General features: G+C 43.5%; 23 protein-coding genes and 1 other annotated feature. Of the genes, 3 read left to right on the plus strand and 20 right to left on the minus strand.

What is annotated here, in order from left to right:
* The first annotated feature begins 246 nt into the window (after positions 1-246).
* Positions 247-1,869 carry an S-layer homology domain-containing protein gene (locus IEW05_RS13405; RefSeq protein ID WP_229753365.1) on the plus strand — a complete coding sequence of 541 codons (1,623 nt, stop codon included), beginning with the start codon at positions 247-249 and terminating at the stop codon, positions 1,867-1,869.
* Positions 1,870-1,956: 87 nt separating this feature from the next.
* On the opposite strand, the gene pyrE is transcribed toward IEW05_RS13405, so the two are convergent.
* The 10 genes from pyrE to lspA form a co-directional block, all read right to left on the minus strand.
* Entirely contained in the window at positions 1,957-2,598 is a 642-nt protein-coding gene (gene pyrE, locus IEW05_RS13410; RefSeq protein WP_308420405.1) for an orotate phosphoribosyltransferase, read from the minus strand.
* Positions 2,595-3,332, minus strand: a complete 738-nt coding sequence (gene pyrF / locus IEW05_RS13415; protein ID WP_188539499.1) for an orotidine-5'-phosphate decarboxylase — start codon at positions 3,330-3,332, stop codon at positions 2,595-2,597. The genes pyrE and pyrF overlap by 4 nt, the downstream gene beginning before the upstream one ends.
* 76 nt (positions 3,333-3,408) lie before the next feature.
* Entirely contained in the window at positions 3,409-6,621 is a 3,213-nt protein-coding gene (gene carB / locus IEW05_RS13420) for a carbamoyl-phosphate synthase large subunit (protein ID WP_188539506.1), read from the minus strand.
* Position 6,622: 1 nt separating this feature from the next.
* Positions 6,623-7,759: a glutamine-hydrolyzing carbamoyl-phosphate synthase small subunit gene (gene carA / locus IEW05_RS13425; protein WP_188539514.1), complete on the minus strand. Its 1,137-nt coding sequence runs from the start codon at positions 7,757-7,759 to the stop codon at positions 6,623-6,625.
* A 57-nt stretch (positions 7,760-7,816) separates the two neighbouring features.
* Entirely contained in the window at positions 7,817-9,106 is a 1,290-nt protein-coding gene (gene pyrC / locus IEW05_RS13430; protein WP_188539516.1) for a dihydroorotase, read from the minus strand.
* Positions 9,107-9,161: 55 nt separating this feature from the next.
* Positions 9,162-10,073: an aspartate carbamoyltransferase catalytic subunit gene (locus IEW05_RS13435; protein ID WP_188540869.1), complete on the minus strand. Its 912-nt coding sequence runs from the start codon at positions 10,071-10,073 to the stop codon at positions 9,162-9,164.
* A gap of 4 nt (positions 10,074-10,077) precedes the next feature.
* Positions 10,078-10,623 carry a bifunctional pyr operon transcriptional regulator/uracil phosphoribosyltransferase PyrR gene (pyrR, locus tag IEW05_RS13440; protein ID WP_188539517.1) on the minus strand — a complete coding sequence of 182 codons (546 nt, stop codon included), beginning with the start codon at positions 10,621-10,623 and terminating at the stop codon, positions 10,078-10,080.
* Positions 10,624-11,093: 470 nt separating this feature from the next.
* The gene (locus IEW05_RS13445) at positions 11,094-12,347 is read right to left on the minus strand and encodes an LL-diaminopimelate aminotransferase (RefSeq protein WP_188539519.1); all 1,254 of its coding nucleotides are present in this window, start codon (positions 12,345-12,347) and stop codon (positions 11,094-11,096) included.
* A gap of 354 nt (positions 12,348-12,701) precedes the next feature.
* On the minus strand, positions 12,702-13,610 hold the full coding sequence (locus tag IEW05_RS13450) for an RluA family pseudouridine synthase (protein ID WP_373285833.1): 909 nt from the start codon (positions 13,608-13,610) through the stop codon (positions 12,702-12,704).
* Positions 13,611-13,645: 35 nt separating this feature from the next.
* On the minus strand, positions 13,646-14,146 hold the full coding sequence (gene lspA / locus IEW05_RS13455) for a signal peptidase II (RefSeq protein WP_188539524.1): 501 nt from the start codon (positions 14,144-14,146) through the stop codon (positions 13,646-13,648).
* A gap of 206 nt (positions 14,147-14,352) precedes the next feature.
* Between lspA and IEW05_RS13460 the strand changes: the two genes are divergently transcribed.
* The gene (locus tag IEW05_RS13460; RefSeq protein WP_188539526.1) at positions 14,353-15,087 is read left to right on the plus strand and encodes a TraR/DksA C4-type zinc finger protein; all 735 of its coding nucleotides are present in this window, start codon (positions 14,353-14,355) and stop codon (positions 15,085-15,087) included.
* On the opposite strand, the gene IEW05_RS13465 is transcribed toward IEW05_RS13460, so the two are convergent.
* The 9 genes from IEW05_RS13465 to IEW05_RS13505 form a co-directional block, all read right to left on the minus strand.
* Entirely contained in the window at positions 15,074-15,442 is a 369-nt protein-coding gene (locus IEW05_RS13465) for a DUF5665 domain-containing protein (RefSeq protein ID WP_229753366.1), read from the minus strand. The two genes, IEW05_RS13460 and IEW05_RS13465, sit on opposite strands and share 14 nt — an antisense overlap.
* A gap of 160 nt (positions 15,443-15,602) precedes the next feature.
* Positions 15,603-18,698 (minus strand): isoleucine--tRNA ligase, encoded by a 3,096-nt coding sequence (ileS, locus tag IEW05_RS13470; RefSeq protein WP_188539528.1) that lies wholly within the window; start codon positions 18,696-18,698, stop codon positions 15,603-15,605.
* A gap of 67 nt (positions 18,699-18,765) precedes the next feature.
* Positions 18,766-19,052, minus strand: a binding site (T-box leader).
* Positions 19,053-19,126: 74 nt separating this feature from the next.
* Positions 19,127-19,633: a DivIVA domain-containing protein gene (locus IEW05_RS13475; protein WP_188539530.1), complete on the minus strand. Its 507-nt coding sequence runs from the start codon at positions 19,631-19,633 to the stop codon at positions 19,127-19,129.
* Between the two features lie 108 nt (positions 19,634-19,741).
* Positions 19,742-20,524 carry a YlmH family RNA-binding protein gene (locus IEW05_RS13480; RefSeq protein ID WP_188539532.1) on the minus strand — a complete coding sequence of 261 codons (783 nt, stop codon included), beginning with the start codon at positions 20,522-20,524 and terminating at the stop codon, positions 19,742-19,744.
* Complete coding sequence (locus tag IEW05_RS13485; protein WP_268238730.1) at positions 20,521-20,793, minus strand: YggT family protein; 273 nt, start codon at positions 20,791-20,793, stop codon at positions 20,521-20,523. The genes IEW05_RS13480 and IEW05_RS13485 overlap by 4 nt, the downstream gene beginning before the upstream one ends.
* 7 nt (positions 20,794-20,800) lie before the next feature.
* Positions 20,801-21,250 (minus strand): cell division protein SepF, encoded by a 450-nt coding sequence (locus tag IEW05_RS13490; protein ID WP_188539534.1) that lies wholly within the window; start codon positions 21,248-21,250, stop codon positions 20,801-20,803.
* Positions 21,250-21,942 (minus strand): YggS family pyridoxal phosphate-dependent enzyme, encoded by a 693-nt coding sequence (locus IEW05_RS13495; protein ID WP_188539536.1) that lies wholly within the window; start codon positions 21,940-21,942, stop codon positions 21,250-21,252. The genes IEW05_RS13490 and IEW05_RS13495 overlap by 1 nt, the downstream gene beginning before the upstream one ends.
* Positions 21,943-21,948: 6 nt before the next feature.
* Complete coding sequence (pgeF, locus tag IEW05_RS13500) at positions 21,949-22,800, minus strand: peptidoglycan editing factor PgeF (RefSeq protein ID WP_188540872.1); 852 nt, start codon at positions 22,798-22,800, stop codon at positions 21,949-21,951.
* Positions 22,801-23,297: 497 nt separating this feature from the next.
* Positions 23,298-23,621 (minus strand): YlmC/YmxH family sporulation protein, encoded by a 324-nt coding sequence (locus IEW05_RS13505; RefSeq protein WP_188539538.1) that lies wholly within the window; start codon positions 23,619-23,621, stop codon positions 23,298-23,300.
* 264 nt (positions 23,622-23,885) lie between these two features.
* Here IEW05_RS13505 and IEW05_RS13510 point away from each other — a divergent pair, with 264 nt between their 5' ends.
* Positions 23,886-24,506: a hypothetical protein gene (locus tag IEW05_RS13510; RefSeq protein WP_188539540.1), complete on the plus strand. Its 621-nt coding sequence runs from the start codon at positions 23,886-23,888 to the stop codon at positions 24,504-24,506.
* Between the two features lie 59 nt (positions 24,507-24,565).
* Here the strand turns inward: IEW05_RS13510 and sigG are convergent, their stop codons facing one another.
* Complete coding sequence (gene sigG / locus IEW05_RS13515; RefSeq protein WP_188539542.1) at positions 24,566-25,348, minus strand: RNA polymerase sporulation sigma factor SigG; 783 nt, start codon at positions 25,346-25,348, stop codon at positions 24,566-24,568.
* Positions 25,349-25,422 lie beyond the last annotated feature (74 nt).

The raw sequence follows: 25,422 nt of genomic DNA on the forward strand, positions 1-25,422 counted from the left end.
GTATCAACGGATTTCACAGGTTTTCGAAACCATTGTATCATCGTGTATCGGTCTCCTATTTCTCCTATTTTTTGCGCTCAATAAAAACCATCACGCCTAGCATTATAGACGAAATAGCATACCAAAAAGTTACAATAATTTTTACGATATTGATATTTATTTTCCATATTTTTTACACTGAATTCTAAAAGACATTCTGTTACGATAGCTGAAGCTATCATTATAGCTTGGAAAAGGAGCCTATCATTGAAAAAAATCAAAGTAATTACACTACTAGTCACTGCTGCGCTCACTTCCGCCATTTCTATGAATGCACTATCAGCAACAATAACAGAAAAGAAATCTAATGAGCCATTTAAGGATATACAAAATAGTTATGCTAAAGATTCCATTATCAATCTTCATTCGAAGGGAATTATGAACGGAACAACATCCGAGCTCTTCTCCCCAACAAAGAAGATTACCCGAGCAGAATTTATTACAACACTAGTGCGCTTGCTGCGTTTAGAACCTTCATCTTCTATGATTCCTGCATATAAAGATGTTGCTCCAACATCTTGGTACTACGGTTCTATCCAGACTGCTACTGAGCTCGCGTTGACCGAAGGTACAGGGGGAGCAATGTTTGAGCCTTCCAAACCGATCACACGGCAGGAGGCTGCCACCTGGATCATTCGAGCTTTGAAACAGAAAACTACTAATTCATCGTCCTCTACCGATTATACTGATAACTCGGCGATAGCTTCATGGGCACGTCCCTATGTATCTACCATTACAAAACTGGGTCTAATGAAAGGTAGTGAAGGGAAGTTTTATCCCAACCAAGATATTACTAGACAAGAGACTGCGGTACTCCTAGATCGATTACTTCAAAATAACAGTTGGTCTACCGTGCTTGAATCTACAACCCAAGCCTCAAAAATACAAATGGGCTGGCAGTATGGACAAACTAATGAGGAATATGAGCAATCGATTATGAAATCTAACGTGAATGTGCTATCCCCACGTTGGTTTTTTCTTGAGAGCGATAAGACCATAAAGGATTACACTAATTCCTCACTTGTTACCTGGGCGAAGAAGAATGGAAAGAAAATTTGGCCCTTGTTAGGCAACCGATCCTCTCAAGAAACAACTCATCAGTTCTTAAGCTCTTCTGAGCGAACTGCTGCGGCCATCCAAAAGATCAAATCTTTAGTAACAAAATATGATTTTGACGGGATTAATATAGATTTTGAAAATGTACTTCCCGCAGACCGCGAGAATTTTTCCAAATTCGTCTCAAGTTTGAGTGAGCAGTTACACTCAATAGGTGCTGTAGTGTCTGTTGACGTCTCCCCAGATCTGGGCTCAGACTGGACTGAGGCGTTCGACTATCGTTTATTAGGCCAGAAAGCGGACTATCTTGTTCTCATGGGATATGACGAGCACTGGTCAGGAGGTTCAACACCTGGTCCCGTAGCCTCCTTATCATGGGTGCAAAGTGGTCTAGACACCTTATTAAAGCAAGTTCCCGCAGAGAAGGTTATTTTGGCTCTGCCATTATATAATCGTGACTGGACGCTAAACCGCAATGGAACCGCAGTTTCTTCAGAAGATATTTCACTTGTAGACCAAGATGAAAAATTACAACGGCTGGGTGTAAGGGCGATTTGGGATAGTAAGCTTGGACAATATACCGGTGATTATAGCAAGAATGGTATCACACATCGAATCTGGCTGGAGGAAGCACGTTCTCTTTCTTTAAAATACCGGATGGCCACAGACCGCAAAATTGCTGGGTTTGCTTACTGGTCCATCGGTGGCGAGACCACAGATATTTGGACAAGTCTACGTAATACGGAAAGGTACGCTTCTTATAGCTTCAAATAAGTAAAAACGATTTTCATTTCAATATTTATTAAAAGAGCCAGTCCCATTCAAGATGGGACTGGCTTTCGTTACATCGCAGTATCTAGTTTAATTACCAAATGATGCTGGATCTTGCCGCCAAGACTTCAACAGCTCTAAATCCTCAGCCTTAATGACACCACGCTGAACCGCTACGTCAATCAATGCCGTATAATTGGACAACGTTTGAAGTGGAATACCTGCTTCAGCGAATGCATTCACTGCTTTATCCAACTGATAGCTAAATATAGCAAGTACAGCAAGTGGCTTAGCTTGGGCTGCTTCTACAGCAAGAGCAGCTTTAAGTGAGCTACCACCAGTTGAGATCAAATCTTCGATTACGACAACTTTTTGTCCTGGTTTGATAATTCCTTCAATTTGATTTTCTTTACCATGACCTTTGGCTTTATCACGGATATAAGCCATCGGCAACCCAAGCTTTTGGGCAACAAAAGCCGCATGTGGAATACCCGCCGTCGCTGTTCCCGCGATAACTTCTGCATCCGGATAAGACTCACGAATTACAGCCGCGAAAGATTCAGCGATCAAATCGCGAATTTCAGGGTAAGACATCGTCAGACGATTGTCACAATATATAGGGGACTTAATTCCCGATGTCCAAGTAAATGGTTCATGTGGCCGAAGTGCTACAGCCCCAATAGTTAATAGATTATCAGCGATTTGCTGTGCAATTTGATTAGAATTAATCACGATAACTTCATCTCCTCTATAATTTGTTCCAACGCTTCACGTGGGCTCGGAGCAGCGGTAATAGGACGACCTACAACAATAAAGTCCGTTCCTTGTCGCATTGCTTCTCCTGGTGTTAAAGTCCGAGATTGATCTCCTGCTGCACTGCCCTTCGGACGGATACCTGGAGTAACTGTCTGAAAATGCAGTCCACATCTTTCTTTTATCGACTTTACTTCCAACGGCGATGCAACAACACCGTCGAGACCTGCTTTTTTCGTGAGTTCTGCATAAGACACAACGGCATCTTCAACAGTACCTGGAATCCCGATTTCTTCGTTTAGCATGCCTTGATTCGTGCTAGTAAGTTGCGTCACTGCAATAATGAGTGGCATCTTGAGAGAGGAATTAGCCTCAAGTGCTTCCCTAGCACCCTCTCTAGCCGCTGACATCATCTTCAATCCACCTGCAGCATGAACATTGAACATATCCACTCCAAGCCGTGTGATACTGTTCGCGCCGCCTTTCACGGTGTTTGGGATGTCGTGCATTTTCAAATCCAGAAACACAGAATATCCTAGGTTTTTTAATTCACGTACAAAATCAGGACCAGCCGTATAATAGAGCTGCATACCGATCTTCATATAGCAAGGAATATCTTCAAGTGATTTGATCAGATTCCTTGCCTCATCCACAGCAGGATAATCTAAAGCCACCATTAAACGTCCAGCAGCTTGGTTAAAACTACTCGTCATTTATTCTCCTCCTGTCATGCTTGCGGCTCCGAAGCTTATTGCTTCCGGAGCCGCGCTCAAATATTTTTAATTTATATTACAGAGAAGGCATAGCTTGGGACGAGAAGTTGATCGTCTCGAGCATCGTTAGCAGTGCAGACACTGTATCCAACGAGGTCATGCAGACGATTCCGTTCTCTACCGCTTCACGGCGGATACGGAAGCCATCGCGCTGTGGTTCCTTACCTTTAGTCAAGGTATTAATCACGAAGTGAGCTTCGCCGTTACGAATCAAATCAAGAATATTCGGCGTACCATCACTAAGTTTGTTAACTGTGGTTACGTGAATTCCTGCTTCAGTAAGTGCAGTAGCCGTTCCGCCAGTCGCAATAATATGGTAGCCCATGTTATAGAAGCCACGAAGCAATCTAACCGCTTCATCCTTATCTTTATCAGCAATGGTAGCAATAATCGCTCCGGTTGTAGGAATCTTCATTCCTGCGCCGATCAGACCTTTATATAATGCCTTGGCATACTGTTTATCGCGTCCCATAACCTCACCAGTCGACTTCATCTCAGGACCAAGTGTTGGTTCAACACGACGAAGCTTCGCGAAGGAGAATACCGGAACTTTTACAGAGACATAATCACTCTCTGGCCACAAACCATCCACGTATCCTAAATCTTTAAGTTTTGTACCCAGAATACACTGAGTCGCTACATTTGCCATTGGAATATTCGTTACTTTACTTAAGAACGGTACGGTCCGTGAGGAACGTGGGTTAACCTCGATAACATACACTTCATCTTTATAAATAACGAATTGGATATTTACCAAACCAATCGTTTTCAATTCTTTAGCAATTTTTATGGTGATATCCACGATTTTCTCACTAAGCTCTGCAGACAAGTGCTGTGGTGGATATACCGCAATGGAATCACCAGAGTGAACTCCGGCACGTTCGACATGCTCCATAATGCCCGGAATAATTACTGTTTCACCATCACAGATTGCATCGACTTCTACTTCTTTACCCAGCATATAACGGTCGATCAATACCGGATGATCTGGATTGATGTTAACGGCCTCCGTCATATACTTCAACAATTCTTCATCCGTATATACAATTTCCATCGCGCGTCCACCAAGTACATAGGACGGACGAACAAGTACCGGATACCCAATTGCCTGAGCTGTCCCTACCGCTTCATCTACTGAGGTCACTGTCTTACCTGTCGGTTGGGCAATACTCAGTTTGGATAGAAGTGCTTCGAATTTTTTACGATCCTCAGCTTCATCGATGCTCTCCAGAGAAGTTCCTAGAATGCGCACACCCGCTGCTTCTAACGGTGCTGCCAAATTGATAGCCGTTTGACCACCGAATTGCACAATTACACCAACTGGCTTTTCTTCTTCAATAACATTCATAACATCTTCGAAGAATAACGGCTCGAAGTAGAGACGATCTGACGTATTGAAATCCGTAGATACCGTTTCCGGGTTATTGTTGATAATTACCGCTTCATAACCCGCTTTTTGAATTGCCCAAACCGCATGCACGGTAGAGTAGTCAAATTCAATACCTTGACCGATCCGGATTGGTCCGGAACCAAGGACAACGATTTTCTCTTTCTCTGTACGTAGAACCTCGTTCTCCGTCTCGTAAGTAGAATAGTAGTAAGGTGTAGATGCTTCAAACTCTGCCGCACAGGTATCAACCATTTTATATACTGGACGAAGGTTATTTTCTTTACGGAAGTTCGTTACACTCTCTTCGGTCAAATGACTGCCATTCGGTTGACTCTTAGCACGAAGCTCAGCTATCGCCCGATCTGTAAATCCAAGACGTTTAGCTTCATACAGTGTTTCATAGGATAACGAAGTTTCAGCCGCAATATCACTTTCGAACTTCACGAGTCGCTCGATCTTGTCTAAGAACCACCAATCGATTTGACTCAAATCCTGAATCTGTTGCAAAGAGTAACCACGGCGGAACGCTTCAGCAACTAAGAATAATCTTTCGTCGTCCGCTTGGATGAGGCGTCGATCTAATGTCTCTGTATCCAATTCTTCCGTACCTTTTAAGTAAAGGCGATGAGTACCAATTTCCAGGGAACGAACGGCTTTTTGAATTGATTCTTCAAATGTCCGTCCGATCGCCATCACTTCGCCAGTCGCTTTCATTTGTGTTCCGAGCTTACGATTAGCATGCACGAATTTGTCGAAAGGCCAACGAGGAATTTTGCTAACGATATAATCTAGTGTTGGTTCGAAACATGCATAAGTTTGTCCTGTTACTGGATTCACGATTTCGTCGAGCGTGTAGCCTAGTGCAATTTTTGCAGCCATTTTAGCGATCGGATATCCCGTTGCTTTGGAAGCTAGTGCAGAAGAACGGCTAACACGTGGGTTCACTTCAATGACATAGTATTGGAAGCTCTGAGGATCTAGAGCAAATTGTACGTTACAACCACCCTCGATATTCAGTGCACGGATGATCTTAAGTGATGCCGAGCGAAGCATTTGATACTCACGATCTGAAAGCGTCTGACTCGGTGCAACTACGATACTGTCACCGGTATGTACACCGACAGGATCAAAGTTTTCCATGTTACAAACAACGATACAGTTGTCATTCGCATCACGCATAACTTCATATTCTACTTCTTTCATACCTGCAATTGATTTCTCAATCAAGCACTGACCGATCGGACTGTAACGGATACCCGAAGCGACCGTTTCAAGCAATTCTTCTTCTGTTGCACAGATCCCGCCGCCAGTACCGCCAAGCGTATATGCCGGACGTACAATGACTGGATAACCAATCTCTTCAGCGAAACGCATAGCTTCATCCACTGTAGTAATGATCGTACTATCTGGCACAGGTTGTTCCAATTCACGCATCAAGTCACGGAACAAATCACGATCTTCCGCTTTCTCAATGGAATGAAGCTGTGTTCCTAAGAGCCTAACATTCTCACGTTCCAAGACACCAGCGCGTGCAAGTTCCACGGCCATGTTCAGTCCCGTTTGTCCGCCAAGTGTTGGTAGTAGACCATCAGGACGTTCTTGTCTAATAATTTGAGTAACAAAATCTAAAGTAATCGGCTCAATGTATACTTTATCCGCCATATTTGTGTCCGTCATAATTGTAGCAGGGTTGCTGTTAATGAGAACCACTTCAACGCCTTCTTCTTTCAGCGCCTGACAAGCCTGTGTTCCAGCGTAATCGAACTCAGCTGCTTGCCCAATGACAATCGGTCCAGAACCGATAACGAGGATCTTCTTTAGTTCTTTATTGATCGGCATATTATAGTTCTCCTTTCGAAGCGGCCATCAGTTCAGCCTGACGAGATCTTTGTGGATGATTCTGCTTATGTTCTCGAATCATTTCGAGGAAGCGGTCGAACAAATAACTGTTATCGTACGGTCCTGGTGCAGCTTCTGGGTGGTATTGTACCGAGAAAGCCGGATATTCACTATGTTTCAAACCTTCAATCGTTTTATCGTTATTATTGATGTGAGTTACTTCCAGCTTTGTACCAGCGATCGAGGATTCAGTTACTGTATACCCGTGGTTCTGTGAAGTAATATAGCAGCGTCCTGATTCCAATTCTTTTACCGGGTGGTTACCACCGCGATGACCAAACTTCAGCTTCTGCGTGTCAGCACCACAAGCAAGAGCAAACAACTGGTGGCCTAAGCAAATTCCGAAGATTGGATACTCTCCAAGCAGCTCGGATACCATCTTAGCTGCGTAAGGCACGTCTTTCGGATCCCCAGGGCCATTCGACAGTTGAATACCATCAGGTTTCAGACGACGGATTTCGTCAGCCGTAATATCATGCGGTACAACGACTACATCACAGTCACGTTTGTTTAATTCACGCAATATACCGCTTTTTGCACCAAAATCGACAAGGACGATACGTTCTTTCGATCCCGGACTTGTGTACATATGTTTAGTAGATGTTTGTGCCACTTGATTACGCAATTCTTCAATGCTAGTAGAAGCCATCATTTCTCTGAGCTCTTGATCCGACTTAGAGGAAGTTGTAATAATCCCCTTCATTGTCCCATGATGACGGATAATCCGAGTCAACATCCGTGTATCGATATCATGAATCCCTGGGATACCGTACTCTTTCAACAGGTCTCCCAGATTATATTGTGCGCGCCAATTACTTGGAGTCGGTTCATACCGACGTACAACAAACCCGTTAATTGATGGGGCGATGGATTCGAAATCGTCCCGAGTAATGCCGTAGTTGCCGATCAGTGGATAAGTCATTGTTACAATTTGTCCACAATAGGATGGATCAGACAATACTTCTTGGTAGCCTGTAATTCCTGTATTAAACACGACTTCTCCCGTCTTGTCGCCCTCTGCTCCGAATGACTTTCCGGTAAACAGTGTCCCGTCTTCCAACAACAATCTTGCCTGCATTTCGAAGCACTCCCTTTTCCCTTTATGTTCTACTTATAATTTTGATTTATGAATAAATTATTGCTCGGACCAAACTACATTACCGCGTACAATCGTCGCGACTGGCCAACCTTTAAGCTTCCAGCCCGTGAATGGCGTATTACGTCCCTTTGAAGCAAATGTTTCAGGATCAACAGCTTGTTCCTTCTCTAAATCTACGATGGTCAGATCAGCAGGGGCACCAGGAACAAGTTGCCCCGAGGAGAGCCCGAATACCCTGGCCGGATCAGCTGTCATACGCTGAATCAACATTGGAAGACTCCAACGGCCCTTCGCGACAAACTCAGTGTAAAGTAGTGGGAATGCCGTTTCGAAACCTACGATTCCGAACGGTGCAAGTTCCATTCCTTTTGCTTTCTCTTCCACGCTATGTGGTGCGTGGTCCGTAACGATGATATCAATCGTACCGTCTTCCAAAGCTTCGATGCATGCTTGCACATCTCTTTTGGAACGAAGCGGCGGATTCATTTTCCAGTTCGCATCCAGACCAGGGATATCTTCTTCCGAAAGAACAAGATGATGCGGGCAAACCTCAGCAGTAACATGGATGCCAATGGATTTAGCCAAACGGATCAATCTAATCGATTGCTCTGTGCTAACGTGACACACATGGTAATGAACCCCTGTTGCTTCAGCTAGCAGAATGTCTCGCCCAACATGAATCGCTTCTGATTCATTCGGAATTCCCTTCAAACCATGGCGTTTTGCGAACTCTCCTTCAGCCACTGGGGCACCTACCACTAATGAGTTGTCCTCACAGTGAGCGATGACAGGCATATCAAGTGAATGTGCCAGAGCCATGGCATCCTTCATCATTTGTGCACTTTGTACACCAACTCCATCATCGGTAAACCCGATAACTCCAGCTTCCTTCAAAGCTGCAAAATTCGTTAGCTCTCTACCTAACTCACTTTTTGTAATTGCCGCATAGGGCAATACATTTACTAGACCAGCAGCTTCAGCCTTCTCCTTGACCAAGTTCACAATCTCAGGAGTATCCATTACTGGCCGAGTATTCGGCATACAGGCAATCGTTGTGAACCCACCTTTAGCAGCAGATCTAGAGCCTGACTCTATTGTTTCTTTATGTTCAAAACCAGGTTCACGCAAATGCACATGCATATCGATGAACCCTGGTGTAACAAGTTTACCTGCGGCATCTATACTTGTAACTTCAGCATCGTTCCCTGAGAACGCAACAAGATCTTCTTCAATTGATTGAATTATTCCATCCTGCAAAATAATATGTCTTCGTACTAATTCACCATTGCTATCCAAAACACTTGCGTTCGAAATGATAAGTTGCATGAATAAACCCCCGCTCTTTATTGTGCAATTGCAATACATCCTGCAATTTTGTTGCTTATTTCATGGCGCGTTCCATTACCGCCATTCTAATAGGTACTCCATTTGCCATTTGTTTAAAAATTCTCGATTGAGGATGCTCTACAACGGCATCGTCAATCTCAACATTTCTGTTCACTGGAGCTGGGTGCATGATCATGACGTGTGGAGCAAGCTTTGAAGCTCTTTCCTCTGTCATGCCATATTGCAATCGATATTGATCCGCTGACTTCAAAATCCCATCAGCGTGGCGTTCTAGCTGTACTCGTAGCATCATAACTACATCAGCGCAAAGCGCCTCTTCCATAGATACATACGGTGCGTACGCTGCAAGTTCAGGTGCCTGCATACTTTCCGGTGCAGTCAGTTTAACTTCGGCTCCCATCTTCTGGAGCGCCCACAAGTTTGAGCGTGCCACTCGGCTATGTTTGATATCGCCAATAATCGACACTTTAAGACCTTTCAGTTCACCAAAATGTTGCTTCATGGTAAACATATCGAGAAGGGCTTGCGTTGGATGCTCATTGTTACCATCACCCGCGTTAACAAGCGGAACCGATACTTTCGTTGCAAGCTCTTCTAGTAGACCTATTGGTTTAAGCCGAATTACTCCGGCGTCGATTCCCATCGATTCCAAAGTACGAACCGTGTCATAAATCGACTCCCCCTTCTCCACGCTAGATACAGCCGCAGAGAAGTTTAATACTTCAGCACCTAATCGTTTCTGTGCCATTTCAAAAGAAAAGCGTGTACGAGTACTATTCTCAAAAAACATATTAGCAACGAATTTATCTTTTAAAACCGGAACGACCTTCTCACTCTGTCCTTCCCAGTAAGCAGCGCGATTGAGTATAGAGATGATCTCAGTCGCGCTTAAGTCTTTAAGTCCTAGTAAACTCCGTTCTTTTAATAAAGAAGAGGTCATAGTCATCATGTTAGTTATCCCCCCGAAATTGTAGAATTCTGACTTCGTCACGACCGTCAATTTCCTGAAGGAGGACTTCTATTTCTTCTGCCTTAGACGTTGGAACATTCTTACCAATGTAGTCCGGCCGAATAGGCAGTTCCCGATGTCCACGATCTGCAAGTACCGCAAGTTGAATCGATTCTGGTCGTCCACAATCCATAATTGCGTCCATTGCGGAACGAATCGTTCGCCCTGTATACAGAACATCGTCGAGTAATATCACTTTTTTGTCATGAATCGATATTGAAAAAGAAGAACGTTCCGTTCCCCTAATCGCTTCGATGCGATCATCGCGATAAGGAGTAACATCAAGCTCAAACCAAGGGATTGCTTTACCCTCAATTTCCTCTAGCCGTTCGGCCAATCGTTTGGCGAGAAATACTCCCCTCGTTTTGATCCCAGCTAGCACACACCCATCAATACCTTTGTTTCTCTCCAAAATCTCATGCGCAATTCTTGTAAGAGCCCGTCGAATTGCAGTTTCATCCATAATGATATGACTCTCGGTACTCATAGTCTTTTGCCTCCTCAGGACATTGACTTTACCCGGTTCCGTGATAGGCGCAAAAAAAGACTCCTTACCTGATCTAGGCAAGGAGTCTTTAGCCATAGTATATAACCATGACTGTCATGTGGATCCAAGGCAAGATCAACGCTATTATAAGCGTAGTCTTCCCTAAAAACCCATTCACGTTACCTTGCCAGCCTCACGGGACTGAATTAAAGGTTCTTATTGATTTACATGAATTATGACAGAATGCGCTATGCCTGTCAAGACAACGAACCTGGTAATTGATTGTAATTCCATGACAAGGAAAACTATACAAATCGTACCTCTGTCGATTCACAAATGATGTAGTACTTTTAATAATTATACATTATTATTTATATTTATGCAACGATGTAATCTGCTTATACTTTTACAAAAAAAACAAAAAGAGGATTCGAATTTCTTCGCATCCTCTTTGGCCTTCAGATTTTCAATTAAAACTGAAATTGAACCTTCCCTAAGCGTTTCTTAATTTCTGAAATAACAGCTCGTTCCGCAACCTCATCGCTTGCCATAAACGTCACAGAAAAACGAATAAAGCGGCCAGCATCATCCCATGGTACTGTTGAAATCAGATGTTCTCGAATAAGATACTGGGAAAAGTCTTCTGCCGACTGAAAAGTAGGTCCTCCCACGACAGCCTTCGGTGCTTCTACGTATAAGAAAAATGAACCTTTCGGCTTCTTCGCTGTAAATCCAAGTTCATTCAAAGCATGAACTAACATTTCGTGACGACGTGAATACTTGAGAGAAATGGATCTTGTAATTTCAGGGTGAGCTAATCCATATGCTGCTGCTTTTTGAATCGCGATAAATTGACCTGAATCATTATTATCTTTCACATCGCTAAATGCCTTCACAATGAGCGGATTACCTGCGACAAAACCTATTCTCCACCCTGTCATATTAAATGATTTCGACAATGAATGTAGTTCAACTCCAACATCTTTGGCACCAGGAACAGAAAGGAAGCTCAGTGGCTTTTGCCCATCATAGGTTAAAGCTGCGTAAGGGGCATCATGTATGATGACGACATTATATTTCTTCGCCCATTCAATCGCTTCCGCAAAAAATTCTCTCGTAGCACTAGCACCCGTTGGATTGTTTGGATAATTTAGATACAATAGTTTGGCTCTGAGAGCAATGTCGACCGGGATCGAATCCAGATCAGGCAGAAAGTTATTCTCTTCCGTTAGTTGTACTGTATACACTTCGCCGCCCAAATATTTTGTGTGTGTACCTAGAATTGGATAACCAGGAACGGTAAGAATCGTAATGTCGCCAGGATTAATAAAGCAGGTAGGAAGCATGGCTAATGCAGGTTTGGAGCCGATGGAATGCACGACTTCCGTAATGGGGTCAATCCCAGCTACTGAGAATACCTCTTCTAGATACTGCGTAGCTGCTTCTTTGAACTCCTGTATACCGTTGTCAGCATATCCCCGGTTCTCGAGCTTAGCTGCCTCTTCAGCCAGTTTGGACACAATGCCAGCATCCGCCATATCATCAGGCTCGCCGATTCCCATGTCGATCAGTTCCACATCAGGATAATTCTTTTTCGCCGCTGCTTTTGCCCGTTTGATCTTCTCAAATTTATATATTGCTGTATCTTTACCGTAATTCGCCCCACCGATACGGTCAGCAAATTGGCTCTGAATATAGGTATCTAGGTAATTCTCTATTGTCATATCATCCATCTCCTTCAAAGAAAATCTACTTTATTAAATATGCCGGAAGATGGAATTTTAGAGAATGGACTAATTACCACAACGTTTGTACTTTTTATTCCATAAGGCTAGCGCAAGAGCAACAAGACGCTACAGATTCGGATGATTCTTCCAATCGCTGTTAAATCCAGATTTCCTGAATGAATGGGGTCTAGGATGAAAATCAAGGACTTAAAGGCGACCGCTCCGCTTTTCCAGAATCATTTCGATCCTCCGCTACATTGCTCTAACAACTCTCATAAAAAACACCCCTTGTGTTAATTCGCTCAGAAGCGAAATAACATCAAGAGGTGTTTTATCATAGTGATTCTATAACTACCGATTACGAAGTGCATGAAGTAGTTCTTCCATATCCGTTGGTAATGGAGCGGTAAACTCCAAGTACTCTTCGCTAGAAGGATGAACAAATCCAAGAACTGCGGCATGCAAAGCTTGTCCGTCCATCTTAATGCCTTTACTTCGGCCATACATAGGATCACCCACTAGTGGATGACCTATAAATTTCATGTGAACACGAATTTGATGTGTTCTTCCCGTCTCGAGCTTTAACTCCAGAAGCGTATAATCACCGAAACGTTCCATAACTTGAAAATGCGTTATCGCATGCTTACTGTTACGATCAATGACCGTATACATTTTACGATCATGAGGATCTCGCCCAATCGGAGCATCCACAGTCCCCTGATCATGACTCAAGTTGCCATGAACAAGTGCAAAATATTTACGGGTTGCAGTGTGCTCTTTAAGCTGGGCAGCAAGTGAAGCATGTGCTTTATCATTCTTAGCGGCCATAATCAAACCAGAGGTATCTTTATCAATTCGATGAACAATACCTGGGCGTAATTCTCCGTTTATACCAGAAAGATCCTGGCAGTGATGCATCAATGCATTCACTAATGTACCTGTTGAATGCCCTGGAGCAGGATGCACAACCATGCCCCGCTTTTTGTTGACCACAATAACATCTTTATCTTCGAAGTAGACATCCAGTGGAATATTCTCAGGAACAATTTCAGCATATTCCGGTTCAGGGACAACTAACGTTACCGTGTCACCTTCAGCCACTTTATAATTCACTTTGACTTGTGCTCCATTAACTGTGATATCCCCATTTTGAATCCAAAGTTGAATTTGGCTACGAGAAATATCCTCGTCAAGTAGCGATTTAACATATTTATCAATCCGATCCTTGGCTGATGCAGCCTCTACCTTCCACTCCATCATTCCGTCTTCCGAATCAGCTAAGGGTTTATTCTCGTTCATACCTTCTCCTCTTGTTGTTCTTGTGCTGAAACGGCAGTCCGTTTCTCTCTGCGTATTTCAAGGAATGAATCCAGCACAATTAAGATCACTCCAACAACAATACATGAATCCGCCACGTTAAAAATCGGGAATGTATAGGTACCGAAATTAAACTGAAGGAAATCAACAACTTCACCACTTACAGCACGGTCCAAGAAGTTGCCTAGAGCTCCGCCCAATACAAGGGACAACGCTATAGGAAGCATTTTGTTAGGAGAGTGCTTCACTTTTTGTAAATACCACACAATGGCGACAACAACAACTGTTGTTATCACAATAAAGAACACCCGTCGGCCTTCCAATATTCCGAATGCCGCACCGCTGTTGCGGTGGGATGTAATGAGGAAGAAGTTTCCTATAATTGGAATTTGATCACCGTACTCCATTCCGGTTGCAATCAAATACTTCGTTCCTTGGTCAATAAGAAAAACAATCAATGCGATGAGAAAGTATACCACGCAGCTAGTCACCTCGTTTTTCGTCTTACTGCCAACACGTACGGCGGCAGAATTAACCACATATAAGCCTTGTATATTGTAGCACAGCGGGAATTAACCCGTCCATGCACGAAAGGATTTTCCTTAGGTAAATCGTCGCATTGTTGCGCAAAATACCATCATGACGAAATACCCACTGACACGTTTATTATGAGAGGAGTCTTTACATGCCACATCTGACGCAGTATCAGTTGACTGAACTTAAATCCAAGCTCCAAGCTGATCAAGAAAGTCTTAAAGAACGTCTCACACAAAATGATCATTACGGAGTCGGCCAATCCTTACGAGACAATACAAGTGAATTCAGTTCACTCGACAATCACCCCGCCGATATAGGAACGGAACTCTTTGAACGGGAAAAGGATCTTGCGCTCTGCGATCATGACGAATTGCAATTGACCCGAATTGAAGATGCTTTAGAGCGAATCGATAAGGGCAATTATGGGGTATGCGTAACCTGCGGTAATCCAATCAGCTTCCAACGGTTGAGTGCCATCCCCGAGACTGCTTACTGTAAAGAACACAGTCCTCAATCCGTTGTCTCAACCGATCGACCCGTAGAAGAGGAAATATTATCACCCCCGTTCGGACGCACCAGTATGGACGAATACGAGAATCCCGGATTTGACGGTGAGGACACCTGGCAAATTTTAGAGGCATATGGAACTTCTACTTCTCCCGCATATTCCGAAGATGCTGATATTGGCAGTTACGACGATATGGGAATTGAATCAGACCGTGAAATGGACGGATTTGTTGAATCTTATGAGAGTTACGTTGCCACAGATATTTATGGACAAAATGTATTCTTTTATCGTAATGGTCAATATCAAGAGTTAATGAGTTCTACAGAACATCTAGATAGTGAAGACTCTTTGGGAACTGGACCTAATACGTATTAAGATCAAGCTGTCGTTGGACGATCCGAACGATGTCGGCAATATAATCACCAATAATAGGGAGATTGAGCGCACCGAGCAGCTGCAGCACATAAATGATCGTCGCCGCAAAAAAAGTAAAGCCAACCGCGATTCCGACACCTTTGGCTACTCCAGAAAGGATATTAAGCCATATCAGGCGCCAGGGACGGTTTAACAGTTCGGTATATTCTGCAATGCGTGATCGTTCAAGCTGCCTAGTCCAAGTCAACGTCAAGCGGTACAGCGCACTAATCTGCTCTTCTGGAGTTCCAGGGATGGTCTCTTCTTCGGAATTGACGACTCCTGTTCCAGATACCTTTCCATTACGATGAATCATTCAATCATCCCATCCTCTTCTCTTGGAGGCACTTCATTCTGCTAAAATACAAACGAGCCAGGCCCCTTATTTCTAAGGATAAAGCCATAGCTCGTTTGTTTTTGAGTTTATTCTAGTATGACCTTCTAACGTTTTGGTCATTCAAAAAAACCCTTAAGTCTTAAGCTTCAATATAAATATCAATCTTCTTAGCACCTAGTTCAACGGTCGTTCCAGCGCCTTCACCTTTACCGAAGTCTAGATCAGTAATCAACACATTGTCACGGAGTACATCTTCAAAAGCAGTAATTGCCGCTTTCAGCTCATCATCTACATCCAAGCTGAGGCGAACTCTCTTTTCGATAGGTAAATCCAATTTTTTACGTGTATCCTGAACCGCACGAACAACCTCACGAACCCAGCCCTCCTGCTCCAATTCCGGAGTGATATCACTGTTCAATGCAACGGTGATACCGTAACCCGACGCCGAAGCGAATCCAGGTTTGGCTTGCTTCTCGATGAGGAGTTCTTCGGTTGTAACAACCAACTCTTCACCTTCAGGAGAGGTCACGTTGAATTGACCGTTAGCTACTACCTGAGCGGTTTCTTCAGCAGCTAGCCCCTTCATATAATTTTGCAAGAAGCCTACATTTTTACCGTATTTTTTCCCCGCTACTTTAAGATTTAACTTTAATGTGAAATCTACAAATCCGCTATCACTCGTCTCGATTTCAATCGTTTTAACATTGATTTCTTCCTTGATGATATCTTCATATTCAGCCACATTAAAATCTCGGTCCATGGATACAATCAGACTGGATAATGGTTGACGCGTCTTGATTCCAACCTCATTACGAACATTCCGGGCAAGCTCGACAATTTGACGCGCGCTTTCCATATCTCTTTCCAGCTCAAGATCGATCAGCGATTCATCAACTTTCGGATAATCCGCGAAATGTACACTTTCTCCGCCACCTAGGTTTGTAAAGATCTCCTCGGATAGCAGCGGTGTATATGGAGCCATTAGTTTGGATAACGTCAACAGCACAGATGTTAATGTGCCATAGGCGGACAATTTATCCTCACCAAGCCCACTTCCCCAGAACCGATCACGAGAACGACGGATATACCAGTTACTCAACTCATCAACGAAGACTTCAATCGCTTTAGCTGGATTGAGGAAATCGTTCACTTCAAGGCCCTTACTTACAACTTGAATCAAACTATTGAGGCGAGATAGAATCCAGCGATCCAGTTTATTATCCGACGGTTTGTATGGGTGCTCTTCCGGATTGTATCCATCAATAGAAGCATACAAAGTCAGAAATGCATGTGTATTTACCAATGTATCAATCACTTTAGATTTAGCTTCAGCTACAATTCCTTTAGAGAAACGTTTACTGTTCCACGGAGCACTATCCGCAAGCAACGCCCAACGGAAGGCATCCGTACCAAATTCATCAATGATCTCCCAAGGACTGATTACGTTACCTTTGGATTTGGACATCTTCTGACCATTCTCATCCAAGATGTGACCTGTCGATATAACAGCCTTGTACGGTGCTTTACCGTTATATAGTGTTGATACTGCAAGTAAGCTGTAGAACCAGCCACGCGTCTGGTCAATCCCTTCACAGATCATATCCGCAGGGTATTGATCCTCGAATGTTGCTTCGTTCTCAAAAGGATAGTGATGCTGTGCAAAAGGCATCGATCCACTGTCGAACCAAACGTCGATAACCTCAGGTGTCCGGGTCATCACTCCATCCTCACAGAATGGCGATTTCAGCTTAATCGCGTCAACATATGGCTTATGCAGCTCGATATCCTCCGGTACATCTCCAATCGCACGAGCGCGTAGATCCGCAATGCTACTTGGAGCATACTCTTTGCCCGTCTTATCACAAACCCAAACGTTTAGCGGAGTTCCCCAATAGCGATTACGGCTGATATTCCAATCTACAAGGTCTTCAAGGAACTTACCAAATCTGCCTTCGCGAATATGTCCTGGATACCAGTCAACCTCATTGTTATTAGCGATCAATTGATCCTTGACAGCAGTTGTCTTAATGAACCAGCTTTCAGTCGCATAGTAGAGCAGCGGTGTTTTGCAGCGCCAGCAGAATGGGTAACTGTGTTCATATTTTTCTTTGCTATATAACAATCCGCGATCAGCAAGCATTTTTACGATATCAACATCGCAATCTTTGACGAACTTGCCAGCAAGATCACTCACGATATCTTCATAACGACCTTGAAGGTTAACGACATTCTTAAATTCAATGTTGTTCTCACGGCAAGTTTTATAGTCATCCTCACCATGTGCAGGTGCAATATGAACAATCCCCGTTCCGCTTGCATCTGTAACGAAGTCCGCAGCCACAATAACTAGCCCGTTCTCCGGTTTGATGTAATTAAACGGTGCGTCATAAGTTTTACCTACTAAATCAGATCCCTTAATCGGTGAAAGCACCTCATATTCACCCTTCATTACACTTTCGACCAGATTTTCGGCAACGATATAAATACCATCTTCTTGTTTCACCCGTACATAGGTTAGAGCCGGATTTACTGCCAGTGCGGAGTGCCCAGGGAGGGTCCAAGGTGTAGTCGTCCAAGCTAGTACAAATTCACCGCTATCCTTAAGCTTAAATTTAGCCGTAGCACTTAAATCCTTAACATCCTCATAGCCTTGTGCAACTTCATGCGAGCTAAGTGTCGTCTCACAACTTGGACAGTAAGGACTGACGCGGTGTCCACGATACAGTAACCCTTTGCTATGAATCGTAGACAGCAAATGCCAAACCGTCTCAACATAGCTATTTTTCATCGTAATATAAGGATCATTTAGATCCGTCCAATATCCAATAGCTTCAGTAAGTTCTCTCCATTGTTTCTCATATTCAAATACACTAGCTTTACATTTCTCAATAAATTTTTCCACGCCGTAGGTTTCAATTTCATGCTTACCTGAAATCCCAAGCTGCTTCTCAACACCAAGTTCAACAGGTAGTCCATGTGTATCCCAACCCGCTTTACGCACAACGCGATAACCATTCATCGTTTGATAACGACCGATGAAATCCTTAATAACCCGGCCTAATACATGACCAATATGTGGGGCACCATTCGCAGTTGGAGGCCCTTCGTAAAATACATAGTTAGGGCGTCCTTCCCGATTTTCAATGCTTCGTTTGAACGTATTCTCCGTATTCCATTTTTCAAGTATGCGCTTGTCGCGAAGCCGCGCCGATTCTTTTACATCGACTTTTTTCATTTCATTCAACTTCCTTCCGTTTTTGAAAATTTCAGCAACTACAAAACAACAAAAAAAGCCTCATCCCTAAAGGGACGAGACTTCTGCTCGCGTTACCACCCTTGTTTCATATCCTCAAGTCATCTCTAAACTAATTAGAGCATAACAGAGCATATGACACTCTGATCCCATACGCTTCATATGGGGCCGGTATAACGGCCGACAGCCGACAAAGCTTACGCTTTCCTACGGAAATTCAGCTTTATTTCTCCGGGAGGATATTCCGTCTGCGTCTTTGACATTGGCTTTTCAGCATAACGCCAACTCTCTGAGGAACAAAAATCGCAACGTACTGGTTCCCATCATCAAATAGATATTTGTATGTTCTTATATTAATCTGCTATTAGTTATAACTTATTACTACGTAACATGTCAACCATGACAAAAGCTTAGTAAATTTCCTTAGCTTCACGATTGTTCTCCTGCAAACGATCACGATCTTCAAGGGATTCCCATCCATCGTGACTAAGCAAATCTAACTGTGCTTCGATCAAAGTCCGGAAGCGTGCCCGATATATCGAAGCCTGCTTCTTTAGTTCTTCTACTTCCATTGCAACTTTACGCGACTTCGATAGAGATTCATTAACGATCCGGTCAGCATTCTTCTCTGCTTCCTTCACAATCAACTGTGCTTCCTTCTTCGCATTGTTGCGGACTTCATCCGCAGCTTCTTGTGCTACGATAATCGTCTTACTTAGTGTTTCCTCAATGTTAGAGAAATGATCCAATTTTTCTTGCATCGTCAATAACTGATTCTGAAACTCTTTATTTTCTCGGATTACGATCTCATAATCTTTGATCACCTGGTCGAGAAATTCGTTGACTTCATCTTCGTCGTAACCGCGAATACGTCGGGAGAACTCCTTATTATGTATATCCAGCGGGGTTAATGGCATGGTCAGCACCTCCTATAGATTTTGAAACTCTCCACAGGGGAAGAGTATGTCTTCGGTGTATATTTTGTAGATTAATTCGACAGGAATCTGTGAATTCCTGCATAGCGTTCATACAAATTTACCGATTTTGACACGATGTCTTCCTTTTTTGGTTACTCCATCTATCTCAATGACTTTAAAACGGCCAAAACCCTGCAATGCTACAACATCCCCCGTCTTCAGGGATTTCGATGGGTCCTCTTCCGTTTTCCAGTTCACTCTACAACGTCCTGCCTTAATTGGAATTAGAACTTTGCTTCGGCTTAAACGAAATACATCGCTCACAATCCCATCCAAACGTAAAGAAGCCACCGTCAAATCCAGCGGCTGGAGCGTAGACTCTGTCGTTCTTAATGCCTCAAGCTCTAAAATATCGGTCATTACCCCGATTCGGTGCACTTGATGCAGATTCAAATCTAAAAACGAAGAGATCTCATCCGTCACAATTACGTGGCATCCGTCCTCCCGGACATGAATATCACCAATTTTGTCCCGTTTGAGCCCCAAACCGAGAATAGCACCCAAGTAATCACCATGCTGGAGTGAAATGAATTTCTGATCTCCTGAAGTTATACTAAGTACTTTCATGCCCATAGACTCACTGGAAATATCCCGATAATCCGGTGCAATAAGAGCCCGTCGTCTTTCGGCTCCTTCATACCCTCCATCCAAACGAAAAATAACGTCTGCATGACGGTTTGCCAGTGTCTCCAAAATAAAACACTGCCGGGGATCAAGGAAATCACTCCGTTTGACCTCATGATATTCCCCGGCATTTCTTATCCACTCCCAAGCCCGATCAGCAAACGGACGCTCTTCAGGCCTGAAATGTTCATAGATGTCTAAACTCATACAATATACGAAATTAAGGTCAACAAACCAACCCGAGCCAAATTAAGCACAAACAGCGCTACGATAGGGGAAATATCAATCATTCCCATGATTGGCGGGATAAAACGCCGGAACGGAGATAAATACGGTTCCACCAGTTTGCCAAGTAATTCACCTATAAAGCTGCCTCGAGCATTAGGAAGCCAAGACATCAATATATAGGCAAAAATCATGTAAAAATAAATGTTATACAGTAGATTAACTACGCTCACAAAAGTATAACTGCCCAAGCTGTCTTCACCTCATCCTGTTGTAATCTGGATCCTCAGTTAATATTTCTGTGATGGAACCCTGAATTTCCACAGTATCTGGAGTGCACAGAAAAATATTCCCACCAATTTTCGAAATGCTACCACTAAGCGCATATATTGTACCACTTAAAAAGTCGATTATACGCATAGCTTGATCATTTCTCACCCGCTGCAAATTAACGACAACGGTACGATGTGAACGGAGATGGTCTGCAATTTCCTGCGCTTCATCATATGAACGCGGCTCATTCAGGATCACTTTAACATTCTTCTGAGAATGTATACTAACTACATTATTTCCTCTTGTGTTCTTACGTGCTTCAAAGCTTGGGGTTTCAAAATCCAGTTCTTCCTGTCCAGGAAATTTCTCCCGTTCCACAATTTCCTCTTCTTCCTGCAGGCCCAGGAAATTCATAAACTTATTCATAACTCCCATTACGTCTCTTCCCCTTTCCCCACTAGAAGAGTTCCAAGGCGCACCCATGTCGCCCCCTCTTCAATCGCTATTTCAAAATCGTCAGACATTCCCATCGATAATTCCTTCAATGGTTCCTTACTCAATCCTTGAGCATTTAAGTCATCTCGCAGCTCACGTAAAGCCCGGAAGACGGGTCTTGTTTGCTCAGGATCATCTACAATTGGAGCCATAGTCATAAGTCCAATAATCTTCACATGGGGTAATCCTGCTGTCTCTTTCAAAAAAGCTGCTGCTTCATGAGGTTGTATACCTTGCTTGGAAGATTCACCAGATATATTGACTTGGAGAAATGCCAATACCTGAGTTCCCTTTGCTGCTGCTCTCTTCTCCAGCTCTCTCGCTAGAGAGAGTCGGTCAAGCGAATGAATATATTGAAATCTTCCAATAACGTCTTTGACTTTGTTACTTTGCAAATGTCCGATAAAGTGCCATGTTCCCCTGCCCCCAAGCGCTTCCCATTTAGGTAACGCATTCTGTGGCCTATTCTCACCAATGTGAGAGATCCCCTCATCCAATACGGAACGAGTTGTATCCAAAGATACATACTTGGTTACAGCAACGATATGGACCTCTTCAATGCTGCGTCCGCTCCGTTCACATGCTTCTTTGACGCGCTGCTCAATGTGCGCTATCCGTTCTTTAAGCGACAAAGAAGGTCACCTCTCTTTCATTCCAATAAAGCTTGCCATTCTCCCAGTTATGCCATTCTGCTCACGATATGAGAAAAATTTATCAGGGTGACAGCTTGTACACCATGTTGTACATTCGATATGAGTCGGCAATATTCCTGCTTCTATCATAATAATTCGATTTAATTCTTTCAAGTTCAGCATTGTTCTCCCGTCATTTAGAGAAGGTTCATACAAATTACGATCGATCTGGGCGTCTTCAGTTATCGTTATTGCATCCCGTACTTTCGACATAACAACCTCATCTACTTCATAGCAGCACTTGCCAATTGAAGGACCTATTGCAGTCAAAATATCACTTCTGCGGCTATCATATTCCGATTCCATCGTCGCAATTACTGCCTCCGCTATTCGTCCTACCGTTCCTTTCCATCCGGCATGTGCCAAGCCAACGACGCGATTAACCGGATCCAAGAAATAGAGTGGAACACAATCAGCATAAAAAGAAGTCAATAGAACGCCCTGAACATTTGTCACCAGTCCGTCCGTATTCTGAAACGCACTATTCCGATCTGCATAGCCTTTGCCGCGATCATTTTCTCTTACAACCGCAACCCTTGTACCATGAACTTGCTCTCCACATGTCCAAGATTCCGGATTGAAACCAAGTTCCTCCGATAGCTGACGTCTATTCTCAATAACTATGGCCGGATCATCTCCGACATGATAGGCCAAGTTCAAACTGTCATAAGGGAATTGTCCAATTCCTCCCTGCCTACCCGTAAAGCCTGCGCTTAATCCGGGTAAGTGTGTGTTCCAAGATTCGAGATCGAACCGCTCAGGGTGATCTTGTGTAGGTTTCCAAACAAACGGTTCCATCATGCATTTCTCCTTTTTGTGGTCTGGTCTCATCCCTCCCAAACCCTCCCTTACCATAAGGGAGGGCCCCAAGGGTTGCACCCTCTGGACTCCCGCTTCACGGAACATGAGAGGATGAGAGGCGCTCCTACTCGCTGTCCCCTACGGGGATGCGCTGTACATTGGGTGGGTGGAACGCTTTTCCCCCTTCGGGTACGTCTTACTTTTGGTGCTCCTGGGTTACCATGAAAACATTCTGCAGAAATCTACTACTATTGATGCACCTGGGTGAATACGTGCTGAAAGTCGCTTTTCTCCCCTACGGGGCACGCTTTACTTATGGTGCTCCTGCCATTTAAGCGTATGGAGATCCTGTTTAGAGTTATACTGCCACTTCGTGCTTTGAGACGCTGTCCCCTACGGGGATGCGCTTAGTTTTGTGTTAAAAAATTCTTGAGACACTACGCGTTTGAGACTTGTCACCTCTTTCCAGTTTAACACAAGATGAACGACAAGTCTTAGTTCCGGCGTTCTGAACGCTCTGCACGACCGTCTCGGTCGATATAGACGGTATTCTCATACTGCTGTTGGCCGATTCGGGGTTCTCTGATCTCATCCATTTTGACCAGGACCACATCCGAACCAATCTTAACAATATTCTTCCATGGGATGATAAGGTCACTACCTCCCCCAAATATCCCCATGAACTTCGTATTTACAGGAACAACAATGGCCTCTATCAAACCCTGCCGTAGGTCCAGCTCTAAATCACTGATTTGTCCAAGGCGCTTACCATCCACTACATTGATGACATCCTTCGTTTGGAAATCTGAAATTTTCATTTTACACCCACCACGTTATCCAAATTTCAGTCGCCCCCATCTTGCTTCGAATCATATCGCTTATATATATGTACCGTCACTGCAAATAAGATAGACCAATAAAAACCAGCTTAGAGAACTATTAGACTTCACATAATTATGCATACTGAATGTTTCATCAGCTCATTTCTTTAGGTAATCATTCAGCTTATTTTAAGCAAACTTTCAGAAATATCTGATATGTTTCATATAAATAATTCCAATACTGTATAGAGGAGAAAATAAATGAAAAAGATCGTTCCTTTTATTATTTCAGGGGGCCTTGTTGCTTCAATGTTACTAGGAGGTTGCAGTTCGAATCCAGAAAGCCAGTCAAACACAACAGCCCAGATAAATAGCTCACCAAATCAGCAGTCTCAAGTTCAGAATGGCCGTCCAAACATGTCCATGAATATTGGTAAAATTAAGAGCATTAATGACAATACGCTTACTATTTATACAGCGGACATGTCTAATCGTCCCACTCGTAATGATGGTGGTGAAGATATACAAAAGGGACAAGGTGACGTACCGAAAAAACCTGAAGGTGAGCAAGGGATAGCGAATGGAGTTCCCCCTGAAGAAGGAATGCCTATAGGCGGTAGACAAGGCAGCGGAATGAAGCAAAGCTTCTCTGAAGAAACAACTGACATTACAATTGATGCCGATACCAAAATTGTTACGATCACTTTCGATAATGGTACGCGGCAAGAGAGTCCGATCAGTCTAAGCGACTTGAAAACTGACGATGTTATCCAATATACGCTCAAGGCAGATACCCAGATAGCAGAGAGCATTACTTTAAATAATGGGAGACCTGAAGGAGTAGCACCAGAGGCTACTACTAACAACACTAATGGCAAGTAATTAATTATTTCCTGATCTTATAAAAAAAGGTCCCCGAAGGGACCCATAAAAATTCATATTCACGACTTTACATGTTTCTGCATTTGTACAATGGCGGATTTCTCAAGTCTGGAGACTTGGGCTTGGGAGATACCGATCTCATCGGCTACCTCCATCTGTGTTTTGCCTTCAAAAAAGCGCATTGACAAGATCATTTTTTCGCGGCGATTCAGTCGTTGCATTGCTTCACGCAGGGCGATTTCTTCAATCCATGATACGTCTTTGTTTCTCTCATCACCAATCTGATCCATGACATAAATCGGATCGCCACCATCATGATAGATCGGTTCAAACAAGGAGACTGGATCCTGAATCGCATCTAAAGCAAAAACAACATCTTCCTTCGGCAGTCCCAGTGCTTCAGCTATTTCAAAAACTGTTGGTTCTCGTGAGTTTCGATTCGTCAGGCTATCTCGCATTTGCAGGGCTTTATAGGCGATGTCCCGTAAACTACGGGATACCCTGATTGGGTTATTATCACGCAGATAACGCCTGATTTCCCCAATGATCATCGGTACAGCATACGTTGAAAATTTGACATTCTGCGATAAATCAAAATTATCAATAGCTTTCATGAGTCCGATGCAGCCGACTTGAAATAGGTCGTCCACATACTCCCCCCGATTATTGAAGCGCTGGATCACACTCAGTACAAGTCTGAGATTTCCATTCACCAACTTCTCTCTAGCTGATCTCACGTGGTCCTGTTGCAAGGAGTGGAACAATTCACGCATTTCCGTATTGTTTAGAACGGGCAATTTGGCGGTATCCACGCCACAAATCTCAACTTTATTTCGGGTCATCGTGTCTTACCTCCCAAGGAGAAACATTAATGATCAGTATCTCCCGGGGTTGTTTTTTTATTCCTGAAATCGTA

This window comes from Paenibacillus segetis (assembly GCF_014639155.1).
Taxonomy (GTDB): Bacteria; Bacillota; Bacilli; order Paenibacillales; family Paenibacillaceae; genus Fontibacillus; species Fontibacillus segetis.

Bases quoted from the DNA above. Each gene is read 5' to 3' on its own strand.
- IEW05_RS13505 (WP_188539538.1), bottom strand. From the start codon at position 23,621: ATGAAAATTTCAGATTTCCAAACGAAGGATGTCATCAATGTAGTGGAT.
- sigG (WP_188539542.1), bottom strand. From the start codon at position 25,348: ATGACCCGAAATAAAGTTGAGATTTGTGGCGTGGATACCGCCAAATTG.
- carA (WP_188539514.1), bottom strand. From the start codon at position 7,759: ATGCAGGCAAGATTGTTGTTGGAAGACGGGACACTGTTTACCGGAAAG.
- IEW05_RS13475 (WP_188539530.1), bottom strand. From the start codon at position 19,633: ATGCCATTAACCCCGCTGGATATACATAATAAGGAGTTCTCCCGACGT.
- pyrF (WP_188539499.1), bottom strand. From the start codon at position 3,332: ATGACGAGTAGTTTTAACCAAGCTGCTGGACGTTTAATGGTGGCTTTA.
- IEW05_RS13450 (WP_373285833.1), bottom strand. From the start codon at position 13,610: ATGATGGAGTGGAAGGTAGAGGCTGCATCAGCCAAGGATCGGATTGAT.
- IEW05_RS13435 (WP_188540869.1), bottom strand. From the start codon at position 10,073: ATGACTATGACCTCTTCTTTATTAAAAGAACGGAGTTTACTAGGACTT.
- IEW05_RS13490 (WP_188539534.1), bottom strand. From the start codon at position 21,250: ATGGGAGTTATGAATAAGTTTATGAATTTCCTGGGCCTGCAGGAAGAA.
- IEW05_RS13465 (WP_229753366.1), bottom strand. From the start codon at position 15,442: ATGATTCATCGTAATGGAAAGGTATCTGGAACAGGAGTCGTCAATTCC.
- IEW05_RS13460 (WP_188539526.1), top strand. From the start codon at position 14,353: ATGCCACATCTGACGCAGTATCAGTTGACTGAACTTAAATCCAAGCTC.
- pyrC (WP_188539516.1), bottom strand. From the start codon at position 9,106: ATGCAACTTATCATTTCGAACGCAAGTGTTTTGGATAGCAATGGTGAA.
- pgeF (WP_188540872.1), bottom strand. From the start codon at position 22,800: ATGGAACCGTTTGTTTGGAAACCTACACAAGATCACCCTGAGCGGTTC.
- carB (WP_188539506.1), bottom strand. From the start codon at position 6,621: ATGCCGATCAATAAAGAACTAAAGAAGATCCTCGTTATCGGTTCTGGA.
- ileS (WP_188539528.1), bottom strand. From the start codon at position 18,698: ATGAAAAAAGTCGATGTAAAAGAATCGGCGCGGCTTCGCGACAAGCGC.
- IEW05_RS13480 (WP_188539532.1), bottom strand. From the start codon at position 20,524: ATGAGTTTAGACATCTATGAACATTTCAGGCCTGAAGAGCGTCCGTTT.
- pyrR (WP_188539517.1), bottom strand. From the start codon at position 10,623: ATGAGTACCGAGAGTCATATCATTATGGATGAAACTGCAATTCGACGG.
- IEW05_RS13445 (WP_188539519.1), bottom strand. From the start codon at position 12,347: ATGACAATAGAGAATTACCTAGATACCTATATTCAGAGCCAATTTGCT.
- IEW05_RS13510 (WP_188539540.1), top strand. From the start codon at position 23,886: ATGAAAAAGATCGTTCCTTTTATTATTTCAGGGGGCCTTGTTGCTTCA.